A 10,662-nucleotide genomic window follows, 5' to 3' on the forward strand; every position below is an offset into this window, starting at 1 on the left:
CGCGCCACGACTCCTCCCTGGGATAATGGGTCCTGGCTTTCGCCAGGACGACACCGAATGGCGGGCGCTTCGGTTTCTTCCATCCGGCTTGCAAGAATCTTGTTGCGCTAAGTCTCCAGTCGTCTACCTCTCGGAGGGGAATACTCAGCGAGTGGCACGGCGTGACAGATCCAGCGATTGGCTTCACTCCGTCGACCGGGCTCAATCCGGCCCTCAAGCGCGCGCTGAACGATATATTGGGCGGGAGCGCCGCCAGCGTCCTGACCGTCACGTTCGGACTGTCCTACGCGCTGCTGATCTTCGCGGGGCCGTTGTCGCCCTACCTGTCCTACGGCATCACGGCCACTTTCGTCAGCTCCGCGGTGCTTGCGGCCGTCGTCGAGCTCGGCAGCTCGCTGCCCTTCGCGATTGCAGCCCCCGACAGCTCGACCGCCGCGGTGACGGGTATCCTGGCGGCCTCGGTGGTCGAACGCATCGAGACGGCGAACCTGTCGACGCCGTTGCTGTCCCCGATCCTGATCACGCTCGGCCTGTCGACGATGCTGACAGGATTGGTGCTGTGTGGACTGGGCCTGACGCGGCTTGGCCGCGCCATCCGTTACGTGCCTTATCCGGTGGTCGGCGGCTTCCTCGGCGCCACCGGACTTCTCATCGTCATGGGTGCGGTCCGGGTGATCACCGACCATCCGCTGCAGTTCACGACGCTGTCGCACTTCGCCGACCGCACCATCCTGCTGGAGCTCGGTGCCGCCTGCGCGATGGCGCTGGTGCTGTATCTCACCTGGCACCGCTCGCGCAGCCCGTTCGGACTGCCGATCATCCTGGTCGGCGGCGTGCTCACCGCGCATCTGGCGTTCTGGATCACCGGCGTTTCCTTCGATGAGGCGCGCACATTGGGCTGGACCTTTCAGCCACCGCCGCAAGCGGTCTTCATGCTGCCCTGGCATACCGACGATCTCGCCCGCTATCCCTGGTTTGCCATACCGGACCTGCTTGGCAATGTCGTCGCCGTCATCTTCGTCACGGCCTCCAGCACGCTGTTCAACACCACCGGCATCGAGGTGGCCACGCGTCGCGAAGCCAATCTGGAGTGTGAGCTGAACGTCACCGGCGCCGCCAACATCCTGACCGGCATGCTGGGCGGCTACCCCGGTTGCAGCTCGACCAGCCGCTCGATGCTCAATTTCGGCAGCGGCGGCCGCGGGCGACTGTCCGGCCTCACCGCCGCAGCGCTGTCGCTGCTGGTGCTTGCCGTCGCACCCGAGCTGCTCGGCTTCATCCCCAAATGCGTGCTCGGCGGCCTGTTGCTCTATCTCGGCGCCGACCAGTTGCACAAATGGATCATCGAGTCGCGCAAGCGGCTGTCGAAGCTCGAATATCTCTCGCTGATCGCCATCATCGCGATCATCGTGGCCTGGGGTTTCGTTCCGGGCATCCTGATCGGCGTCATCATCGGCTGCGCGACGTTTGCGTTCAGCGCCGCGCGGGTCGAGTCGATCAAATACAGTTTCGACGGCTCGGAGTACCGCTCCTCGCTCGACCGCTCGCGCGACGACCAGGACGTGCTGCTTGCCCACGGGGGCAAGATCCAGGGCCTCAATCTCCAGAGCTATCTCTTCTTCGGCTCCGCCAACCGGCTCTACCAGCACGTCAAGCAGCTGCTGCAGGAACGCCCCGAGTGCCGCTATCTGCTGTTTGACTTCAAGCTCGTCACCGGCGTGGATTCATCGGCTGCCTATAGTTTCGCCCAGATCAAGCGCAGCGCCGGCGATCTCGGAGTCGAGCTGATCCTGGTGCATCTGTCGGCTGCGGCCGAGAAGGTGCTGCGCTCCAGCGACTTCGTCGGCGAGGGCGTCACCATCATCCCCAAGCTCGATCGCGCGCTGGAATGGTGCGAGAACGAGCTCATCTCGCAGCATCAGGAGCTGGCGCAGGAAGAAGCCAGCCTGCGTGACTGGTTCACGCGAATGCTCGGCAGCGAAGACGGCGCCGACGAGCTGATCCGCCGCTGCCAGCGCATCGAGGTCGAAGCCGGCGAGGTCATCGTGCAGGCCGGCGCCCCCGCCGATTCCATGCATTTCATCCTCGACGGCCGCGTCGGCATCATGATCCCGGCCGATCACGACCGCACCACACGCGTGCGCAGCCTCGGCCGTTACACCACGATCGGCGAGATGGGGCTGGTGTCACAGACACCGCGCAGCGCGACCATCCAGGCCGAGGTCGACAGCGTGCTCTACGTGCTGAATACGCACCAGTTCGACGCCATCAAGACCGAGGATCCAGCGCTCAGCCACAAGCTGCTGACCTATTTCGTGTCGGTCATGGCGGAGCGGCTGACCTTTGCGAACCGCACGATCGCGGTGCTCAGGCGGTAGCCCTCGCATCCAGAAACGTTCTGCAATGTGCTACGAACAAATCCGGGTATTGGAAAGGTGCGCCGTGTCCGGAGTCGGGATACAGGATGAGCTGCGCATCACTCATCGCCTTGAACATGTTGTAGGCGTTGATGCTCGGGAACATTGAATCGTCGCTGCCGTGAACAATCAAGGTGGGCTGCGCGATTGCGCGGAGGATGGACGCCTCGTCCTTGCGGGCACACCAGGTGATGATCGCCTTCGCCTGAGGTTCGCTCACACTGTCTCCGCTTTCGGGATCCCGGTCCTGTGCGCGCGCAGTCGCTCGCGCGATAAAGCCCCTACCGGCGCGCTGGCTGGCCTCGGAGGGCGTAAAGAACAGCGGCAGCCTGACATCGGCAGCCCCACGGGCAAAGGCGTCGTTGACGACGGCCATCAGATGCTCCTCGCCGCCGCGCGGCGCCGCTCCCGCCACGATCATCTTGCGGACGAGCCCCGTCCCCCGGGCAGCGAGCACCTGAGCGATCATGCCACCGAGCGAGAAGCCGAGAAGATCGACCTCACCGAGATCGAGCGCCCTGATGAAAGTTTCGGCATCCGCCGCCATCTGCTCGACGTTGTCCGGCGTCGCGCCGGAGCTCGTGCCGACGCCCGCATTGTTAAAAACGATGACCGGCCTGGTTTCCGCGAGCCGGTTCACCACGGCCGGATCCCAGGAATCCATGTTGCCTGTGAAATGCTGAAGCAGGACCAGTGGCATACCCTTTGCCGGGTCGAGGCGCCTGAAGGCAAAGCGCATACCGCCGGCCTCGATCAATTCCGTTCGCGCCGTTTCAAGGGACATGCCTTTTCCTTTTTCTTGAAGTGCACGGATGGCTGCTGGCACGACGGCGAGCACTCCATATATGACGCTCGCCATATGTATGTCGTCTTCCCGCGCTCGAGGGTGGAGACGTATCAGCCGGCTTACGGCATCGACAGGACGTAGATGCCATCATTTCGGCCATCCAATTGGCGAGGGGAGCAGGCGCACAAACAGGTGGTCCGTCGCATCCAGGAGTCATCATGAGAATCGGCTTGGTTCTGTCTCCGAGCTTCCAGGCCGTCTGTTTCGGCGCCGTCGCCGCTTTCGACGTGGCGAACAAGCAGGCTGGAGAAAAAATCTACGATGTTCGTGCGTTCTCGGAAGACGGCGGGCTGGTCACCTCGTCTGCTGGGATGCAAGTCATGACGGAGCCTTTCGATCAGGCCGCTTTCGACACCCTCATCGTCGCGGCGGGCCTCGACATTCCAACCTCATCACCCGGCCTCGTCCGGCTGCTTCGCGCAGCGGCCCGGAATGCGCGGCGGGTTTCGTCGATCTGTCTCGGCTCGTTCGTGCTCGGTGACGCCGGGCTGTTGAACGGGCGGCGAGCGACCACGCATTGGCGCTACGCACAGGAGATGCAGGCCAGATTCCCGGGTTGCAATGTGGACGCCGACAAGATCTTCATTGCCGACGGCCAGATCTGGACGTCTGCCGGCATGAGCGCCGGCACCGACATGGTCGTCGGCATGATCGAACGAGACCTCGGTGCCGAGAGGGCTCGCTCCGTGGCCAAAGGCATGGTCATGTACCACAGCCGCCCCGGCGGACAATCGCAGCATTCGGTTTTGCTGGAGGTCGGAACGAGCGAAGACAGGATCCAGAAGGCCCTGAACTACGCCCGGCAAAACCTGCGCGAGAGCCTCACGATCGAGGATTTGGCCCGCGCCGCCTGTCTCAGCCCGCGGCAATTCACGCGACTCTTCCGCTCGGCGACCGGCACGACGCCGGCCAAGGCCGTCGAAGCCTTGCGCCTCGAATCCGCGAAGCTGATGCTGGAGCAGACTCGTTTGCCGATCGAGGTCGTGGCGCGCGAGACCGGCTTTGCGACCCGTGAGCGCATGCGACAGGCTTTTGTCCGCGTGCATGGCGAGGCGCCGCGGACCTTCCGCAAGGAGGCTGGGCCACTCGCCATGCTCTGACGTGCCTCAAATCAGCTCAGCCGGATATTGGACAGATCGATCGAGACGACCAGCGGCTCGGTGCTGAAGCTGCCGTCGGGTTGCCGTGCATAAATGCGACGCTTGGTCGGAAACCGGATGCCCGAGACCTCGACATAGCCATCGATCAGATGCGCGCCGGGCGTATTGCCGGCGATCTCCACGTCGTAATCGTGCCGCTTCAAGAGTCCGTCCGCATCGAAATAGAGCGTCTGCACCGCACTGTGCGTTGCGATGTCATTTGGAAAACGGACCGCAAGACGGCGCCACAGCCCGTCATTCGTACGCACCGGCTCCAGCTCTTCTGCCTCGACTCCGGGCCAGGCGAGCACGAACGGGGTGTTGAGGTAAGTCCACATGGCGCAGCCGGCGAAATAGGCGAGCTGGAGATCGGTCCACGGCGTTTGCAGAGTATGACCTGCAAAGCTGCTGCGCGGGTCACGAAGCTCGTCGAGCACCGTGCCGTCGGCCGCTTCGAGGGCGACCCGCCCCGGCTCGAACCGCGAACGGCGGCGCTCGGCGCCGAAGGGCGAGTGGGACGCCCATTCCTGGCGCAGACCAGCCGTCACGGTGGTCTGCTGAAGCGTCTCGGGCTGCCCTTTCAAGGACCACAACACGCCCCCCTGCTGAAGGTCGGCCGCGACCTGCTCGAACTGGTTCCAGCGCTGAAGCCCACCATGGGCTTCGATCGCCAGCTCACTTAGTTTGGTCATCACGTTCTCCTGCGTAGGGGCCGTTGCATTGAGCCCTGCTGCAGAGAACGTTAGGCCCTCACGGGAGGACGGCGAACGCCGTAGATGCCGCGTTTCAGGCCACGGCGACCAGCAGCTAAACCCCCGCCATCATCACATATTTGATCTCGACATATTCTTCCATGCCGTGATGCGAGCCTTCGCGGCCGAGGCCGCTTTCCTTGACGCCGCCGAAGGGCGCCACTTCGGTGGTGATCAGGCCGGTGTTGACGCCGACCATGCCGGATTCCAGCGCCTCGGCGACGCGCCAGACGCGGCCGAGATCGCGGGAGTAGAAGTAGGAGGCGAGCCCGAACGGCGAGGCGTTGCACATCGCGATGACGTCGGCCTCGTCCTTGAAGCGGATCACAGGTGCGAGCGGGCCGAAGGTTTCCTCCTGCGCCACCAGCGAGTCCGGCTCGACGTCGGCAAGCACCGTCGGCTCGAAGAACGAACGCCCGAGCTCGCTGCGCTTGCCGCCGGTGACGATCCTGGCGCCGCGCTTGACGGCGTCCGCGATATGGCGCTCGACCTTGTCGACCGCTTTCAAATTGATCAGTGGGCCCTGCGTGACGCCGTTCTCGGTACCGTCACCGATCTTCATCGCCGCGACTTTCTTCGACAGCTTCTGCACGAACTCGTCGTAGATCTTGTCCTGGGCGTAGATGCGGTTGGCGCAGACGCAGGTCTGGCCCATGTTGCGGTATTTCGAGACGATCGCGCCGTCGACCGCCGCATCGATGTCGGCGTCGTCGAACACCACGAACGGCGCGTTGCCGCCGAGCTCGAGGCCGAGCCGCTTCACGCCGACGGAGGCCTGCCGGTAGAGAATCTTGCCGACCGCGGTCGAGCCGGTGAAGCCGACGAAACGCACGGCCGGATGCTCGCACAACACCTTGCCGATCGGCGCTGCATCGCCCGTGACGATGTTGAACACACCCTTGGGCACGCCGGCTCTCTCCGCGAGCGCGGCAAGCGCCAGCGCCGACAGCGGCGTTTCATTGGCGGGCTTCAGCACCACGGTGCACCCGGCCGCAAGCGCCGGCGAAACCTTTCGTGTGATCATCGAGTTCGGGAAATTCCACGGCGTGATCGCGCCGCAGACGCCGATCGGCTGCTTGATCGCGAGCAAGCGCGCATCCGGCCGCTGCGTCGGAATCGTCTCGCCATAGACGCGGCGGGCCTCCTCGGCGAAAAATTCGACATAGGCGCCGCCGATGTCGACCTCGCCGAGCGCTTCGGCGAGCGGCTTGCCCTGCTCGGAGGTGAGGATCAGCGCGAGGTCCTCGCGATTGGCGATGATCAGCTCGAACCATTTGCGCAAAATATTGGAGCGCTGCTTGGCGGTGTGCTTGGCCCAGCCCGGGAACGCGCGCTCGGCGGCCTCGACCGCCCTGGTGGCGTCATCGGCCGAAAGCTGCGGAACCTTTGCAAGCTCGATGCCGGTTGCGGGATTGTTGACGGCGAAGACCGGCGAGCCGACCCAGGTGCCGTCGATGTAGCAGGCCTCCTTCAGCAGCGACGGGTCCTTCAACCGGTCGCGCAGATTGGACGTGGCGTGCTGGGCACGTGCGGCGGCGGTCGGGGTCATGGCGTTGCTCCTGCGGGGCTTTTGCGGGCTGTTCCGGTTCGGCCGGAATATAGGGAGACGCGGCGCGCAATGCACCGTCCCGCAACGCACATCTGCTGGGAGCCAGGCTCGGAGCGGCGGAGTTACGCCGCGCCGCTCAGATAGGTCTCGCGCCGCCCGATCATGCGCTCGGCGGCGGCCTTGGCGTCGGCCTTCGAGGAGGTTGCGCAGGTCCGGTATTCGAGATCAGGAACGTCGGACGCGTTGCGGCGGCCGAACCAGGACTTTGAACCGACCGGCAGCAGCGCCAGCGCCTGTGCCAGATTGTCGACAGCGCCGAAGGAATAAAGTGCGCCGGTGCCGGCGATGCGGACCTCGTAGATGCCGGGCGCGATCGGCGCTTCGAGATTCTCGCCCCGTCCGGGACGGGGATAGCGCTTCCATTCGCTCCAGGTCGAAATCATCTGAGGTCCCCCCTCGCGGCCGGTGGGCGGCCGCCAATTTGCATCAAGTCTTAACGTTGACCGTCGATCGGCCGAGAGCTGAACGCCGCAGCTCACAAAATGTTTCAAGTGCTTCAAACAGTCGAAACATCTCGCCAGCACCCATCCACGGTCACGGCTGGTTGCGGCCATCCACCACAGATTGTGACGGAGTGTTGCAGGTCAACCGCCTTGTCGTCGTGCGAGGGGAGCCGACCGTCAAGTCACGACATCGCGACCGCGGCAGGTACGCGGATGTGCTTGCCGCGCGGCGCACGCGGGAGGACAATCGATCGCTTCCAACAATAATCAAACCGGAGGAAACGCGGATGCAAGGCAAAGCTGAGATCGACCAGATTCTGCGCCAGAAGAGCGAGGCCAGGGAGATTCCCGGCGTCGTCGCCATCGCCGCCAGCGGTACCGAGGTGCTGTATCAGGGCGCGTTCGGCAAACGCGACCTGTCCAAGCCGGATGCGATGACCGCCGACAGCGTGTTCTGGATCGCATCGATGACGAAGGCGGTGACATCAGCGGGCGCGATGCAGCTCGTCGAGCAAGGCAAGCTGTCGCTGGATGCGCCGATCGGCGAGGTGTTGCCCGATCTCGCCAAGCCGCAGGTGCTCGAAGGTTTCGATGCCAAGGGCGAAGCCAAGCTGCGGCCGGCCAAGGGGCCGATCACGCTGCGCCAACTCATGACCCACACCGCCGGCTTTGCCTACAACATGTGGAACGGCGATCTCGCGATCCATCTCGAGAAATCCGGCATCCCCGCCATCACCACCTGCCAGAACGCGGCGTTGAAGACGCCGGTTATGACCGACCCCGGCACGCGCTGGGAATACGGCACCAATATCGATTTCGTCGGCAAGGCGGTGGAAGCCGTCAGCGGCAAGCGCCTCGATGCCTATCTGCGCGACAATCTGTTCGCACCGCTCGGCATGAGCGATACCGCTTTCAAGATCACCGACGACATGCGCAAGCGTCTGGTCGGCATGCATGCGCGCGGCGAGGATGGCCAGCTCGCCGCGATCCCGTTCGAGCTCGAGCAGGAGCCGGAATTCCACATGGGCGGCGGCGGCCTTTATTCGACCGCGGCCGACTATATCAGGTTTACCCAGATGATCTTGAACAAGGGCCGCGGCAACGGCAATCAGGTGCTGAAGGCCGAGACCATCGCGACGATGGGGCAGAACCACATCGGCGACCTCGCCATGGGCAAGATGACCACGGCGGCGCCGATGTACACCAATGACGTCGATCTCTATCCGGAGCAGGTGAAGAAGTGGGGCCTCAGCTTCATGATCAACACCGCCAAGACCGCCGAGGGCCGCAGCGCGGGCAGCCTCGCCTGGGCGGGCCTCGCCAACACCTATTACTGGATCGACCCGGCGCGCGACGTCACCGGCGTGATCCTGATGCAGCTGCTGCCATTCGCCGACGCAAAGTGTCTCGAGGCTTTTGCCGGCTTCGAGCGCGGCGTCTATGCCGGGCTCGATGCGGGAAGCGGGCAGAAGGCGGCGTGAGGCGCGCCTGACTCTCACGACGCGTCACGGCCGGGCTTGTTGTCCCGGCCGTGCACGCACCTGACTGGAGGACACGATCTTGGCAGACAAAGCCGACAGTTACGTTTGCGGCACCTCCGACACGCCGCTGCTCGGCGACACCATCGGGCGCAGCCTCGATCAGGCCGCGCGGCGCTGGAGCGATCGTGAGGCGCTGGTCTCGCCCAGCCACGGCGTGAGATGGAAATGGGGAGAGTTTGCCCAGCGGGTCGACGCGCTCGCCGCCGGCTTTGTCGCGCTCGGCCTCGAACGCGGCGGGCGGATCGGCATCTGGTCGCTGAACCGGCCGGAATGGACACTGACCCAGTTTGCCGCCGCCAAGGCCGGCCTCATCCTGGTGACGATCAATCCGGCCTACCGGCTGAGCGAGCTGGAATTCGCGTTTCACAAGGTCGGATGCAGCGCCATCGTCACCGCGACGGCATTCAAGACCAGCAACTACATGGACATGCTCAACACGCTGTTGCCGGAGCTCGCGAGCGCCAAGCCCGGGCAATTGCGCGCGGCGCGGCTGCCGGCCTTGCGCATCGTGATCCAGATCGGCGGCCCCGCCTGCCCGGGCACGATCCCGTTCGACGAGGTCGCCGGCATGGGCGGTACCCTGCATCGCGAACAGCTCGCCGCGCTCAGTGCCTCGCTGCAATTCGACGATGCCGTCAACATCCAGTTCACCAGCGGAACGACGGGATCGCCCAAGGGCGTGACGCTGACCCATCACAACATTCTCAACAACGGCTATTTCGTCGGCCGCGCCATGCGCCTGACCGAACAGGACCGCATCTGCATTCCGGTGCCGCTCTATCATTGCTTCGGCATGGTGATGGGCAACCTCGCCTCCGTCACGCTCGGCGCAACGATGGTCTATCCCGGCGAGGGGTTTGATCCGCTCGCAACGCTGCGGACGATCGAGCAGGAAAAATGCACCGCGCTGTACGGTGTGCCGACCATGTTCATCGCCGAACTCGACCACGGCGAATTCTCAAACTTCGATCTGACATCGCTGCGCACCGGCATCATGGCCGGTGCACCCTGCCCGATCGAGGTGATGAAGCGCGTCAACAGCGAGATGAACATGGGCGAGGTCACGATCGCCTATGGCATGACCGAGACGAGCCCGGTCAGCTTCCAAAGCGCCGTCGACGACCCGCTCGATCGCCGCGTCTCGACGGTCGGGCGAATCCATCCGCATGTCGAGGTCAAGGTCGTCGATCTCGAGGGCAAGATCGTCAAGCGCGGCGAACGGGGCGAGCTCTGCACCCGCGGCTACAGCGTGATGCTGGGCTACTGGGAGGAGCCGGAGAAGACCGCGGATGTGCTCGACGCCAACGGCTGGATGCATACCGGCGACATCGCCATCATCGACGACCAGGGTTATTGCAACATCGTCGGCCGCATCAAGGACATGGTGATCCGCGGCGGCGAGAACCTCTATCCCCGCGAGATCGAGGAATTTCTCTACCGCCATCCCAAGATTCAGGACGTGCAGATCTTTGGCGTTGCGGATACCCGCTACGGCGAGGAGCTCTGCGCCTGGATCCGCGTCAGGCCCGGCGAGACGCTGACGAAGGAAGAGGTGCGCACCTTCTGCGACGGCCAGATCGCCCACAACAAGATTCCGCGGTACGTGGAATTCGTCGACGAGTTTCCGATGACCGTGACCGGAAAGGTCCAGAAATTCCTGATGCGCGACGACGTGGAGCAACGGCTTGGACTGAAAGCCGCGAAGACGGCGTGAGCCGCAGCTGTCATTCCCCGCGAAGGCGGGGAATCCAATACGCCGGAGCCTCTCGATAGAACCACGACCGTCTCGGAGTACTGGATCGCCCGGTCAAGCCGGGCGATGACAGCGAGTGTGTGGGGTTTGAACCATAAACACGCACACCCCCCCGGCCGGCGCGCGGCAGAAGCGCCACCCGGGGTGCCGCGCCCCCTTGG

General features: G+C 64.3%; 8 protein-coding genes. 4 read left to right on the forward strand and 4 right to left on the reverse strand.

Annotated features, from left to right (window positions below; genetic code table 11):
• Window positions 1-161 precede the first annotated feature (161 nt).
• Window positions 162-2,378: an SLC26A/SulP transporter family protein gene (locus AC0L23_RS08700; protein WP_085362001.1), complete on the forward strand. Its 2,217-nt coding sequence runs from the start codon at window positions 162-164 to the stop codon at window positions 2,376-2,378.
• On the opposite strand, the gene AC0L23_RS08705 is transcribed toward AC0L23_RS08700, so the two are convergent.
• Window positions 2,368-3,201, reverse strand: a complete 834-nt coding sequence (locus tag AC0L23_RS08705) for an alpha/beta fold hydrolase (RefSeq protein WP_085349865.1) — start codon at window positions 3,199-3,201, stop codon at window positions 2,368-2,370. The genes AC0L23_RS08700 and AC0L23_RS08705 overlap by 11 nt on opposite strands.
• A gap of 221 nt (window positions 3,202-3,422) precedes the next feature.
• On the opposite strand from AC0L23_RS08705, the gene AC0L23_RS08710 reads away from it, so the two are divergent.
• The gene (locus AC0L23_RS08710; protein ID WP_018455822.1) at window positions 3,423-4,364 is read left to right on the forward strand and encodes a GlxA family transcriptional regulator; all 942 of its coding nucleotides are present in this window, start codon (window positions 3,423-3,425) and stop codon (window positions 4,362-4,364) included.
• A gap of 11 nt (window positions 4,365-4,375) precedes the next feature.
• On the opposite strand, the gene AC0L23_RS08715 is transcribed toward AC0L23_RS08710, so the two are convergent.
• The 3 genes from AC0L23_RS08715 to AC0L23_RS08725 all read right to left on the reverse strand — a co-directional run bounded on the left by AC0L23_RS08715 (window position 4,376) and on the right by AC0L23_RS08725 (window position 7,147).
• The gene (locus AC0L23_RS08715) at window positions 4,376-5,095 is read right to left on the reverse strand and encodes a hypothetical protein (RefSeq protein WP_085349866.1); all 720 of its coding nucleotides are present in this window, start codon (window positions 5,093-5,095) and stop codon (window positions 4,376-4,378) included.
• A gap of 115 nt (window positions 5,096-5,210) precedes the next feature.
• A complete protein-coding gene (locus tag AC0L23_RS08720) occupies window positions 5,211-6,704 on the reverse strand; it encodes an NAD-dependent succinate-semialdehyde dehydrogenase (RefSeq protein WP_018455820.1) in 1,494 nt (497 codons plus the stop codon).
• Window positions 6,705-6,826: 122 nt separating this feature from the next.
• Window positions 6,827-7,147, reverse strand: coding sequence for a hypothetical protein (locus AC0L23_RS08725; RefSeq protein WP_007603877.1), 321 nt, complete (start codon window positions 7,145-7,147; stop codon window positions 6,827-6,829).
• Between the two features lie 347 nt (window positions 7,148-7,494).
• Here AC0L23_RS08725 and AC0L23_RS08730 point away from each other — a divergent pair, with 347 nt between their 5' ends.
• Together AC0L23_RS08730 and AC0L23_RS08735 are read left to right on the forward strand one after the other, a co-directional pair.
• Window positions 7,495-8,688, forward strand: a complete 1,194-nt coding sequence (locus AC0L23_RS08730) for a serine hydrolase domain-containing protein (RefSeq protein ID WP_085385547.1) — start codon at window positions 7,495-7,497, stop codon at window positions 8,686-8,688.
• 79 nt (window positions 8,689-8,767) lie between these two features.
• A complete protein-coding gene (locus tag AC0L23_RS08735) occupies window positions 8,768-10,462 on the forward strand; it encodes an AMP-binding protein (protein ID WP_085349868.1) in 1,695 nt (564 codons plus the stop codon).
• The last annotated feature ends 200 nt before the right edge of the window (window positions 10,463-10,662 follow it).

Source organism: Bradyrhizobium sp. MI1.4 (genome assembly GCF_055811315.1).

Coding starts and splice junctions, on each gene's coding strand:
- AC0L23_RS08715 (WP_085349866.1), bottom strand. CDS start 5,095: ATGACCAAACTAAGTGAGCTGGCGATCGAAGCCCATGGTGGGCTTCAG.
- AC0L23_RS08705 (WP_085349865.1), bottom strand. CDS start 3,201: ATGTCCCTTGAAACGGCGCGAACGGAATTGATCGAGGCCGGCGGTATG.
- AC0L23_RS08725 (WP_007603877.1), bottom strand. CDS start 7,147: ATGATTTCGACCTGGAGCGAATGGAAGCGCTATCCCCGTCCCGGACGG.
- AC0L23_RS08710 (WP_018455822.1), top strand. CDS start 3,423: ATGAGAATCGGCTTGGTTCTGTCTCCGAGCTTCCAGGCCGTCTGTTTC.
- AC0L23_RS08730 (WP_085385547.1), top strand. CDS start 7,495: ATGCAAGGCAAAGCTGAGATCGACCAGATTCTGCGCCAGAAGAGCGAG.
- AC0L23_RS08720 (WP_018455820.1), bottom strand. CDS start 6,704: ATGACCCCGACCGCCGCCGCACGTGCCCAGCACGCCACGTCCAATCTG.